Annotated in this window: 2 tRNA genes and 1 rRNA gene; all 3 read right to left on the reverse strand. The window is 46.7% G+C overall.

Annotated elements, in window-relative coordinates:
• Positions 1–186 precede the first annotated feature (186 nt).
• A tRNA-Ala gene (locus MUU46_RS00160) sits at positions 187–262 on the reverse strand.
• 108 nt (positions 263–370) lie between these two features.
• A tRNA-Ile gene (locus MUU46_RS00165) sits at positions 371–447 on the reverse strand.
• A gap of 70 nt (positions 448–517) precedes the next feature.
• A 16S ribosomal RNA gene (locus MUU46_RS00170) occupies positions 518–600 on the reverse strand; the annotation flags it as partial.

Genomic DNA, 600 nt, shown 5'->3' on the forward strand with positions numbered 1-600 from the left:
GCGACCCATCATCGACTTGCAATAATTTGAGAGACTCGAACACACCGTATCTTCCTTTCTTATTACGGAGAAAGGAAACAGTGTGTCGTTTCAATTTTCAGCTTGATCCAGATTTTTAAAGAGCAAAAACTTCGCAACACACCTTTTCAGGTATGCTCTGAAGTTTATTTTTTAGCAGTAAAGTGATGGTGGAGCTATGCGGGATCGAACCGCAGACCTCCTGCGTGCAAGGCAGGCGCTCTCCCAGCTGAGCTATAACCCCATCGTAATACTTATCTCTGTTACCCTCATTCGATTTCGGGCAAGGCGTGGTGATGTGAAGCATACTTCTGTATGTGAACATCGCCATAACGCAGCTCGAAGGCGAATTTGGTAGGCCTGAGTGGACTTGAACCACCGACCTCACCCTTATCAGGGGTGCGCTCTAACCACCTGAGCTACAAGCCTGCAGAGATTTTTACTGCTTAATTTTCATCAGACAATCTGTGTGGACACTACAAAGGCAGGTTCTTTAAGGTAAGGAGGTGATCCAACCGCAGGTTCCCCTACGGTTACCTTGTTACGACTTCACCCCAGTCATGAATCACAAAGTGGTAAACG

Origin of the sequence: Scandinavium tedordense (genome assembly GCF_024764965.1) — a bacterium.
Classification (GTDB): Bacteria; Pseudomonadota; Gammaproteobacteria; order Enterobacterales; family Enterobacteriaceae; genus Scandinavium; species Scandinavium tedordense.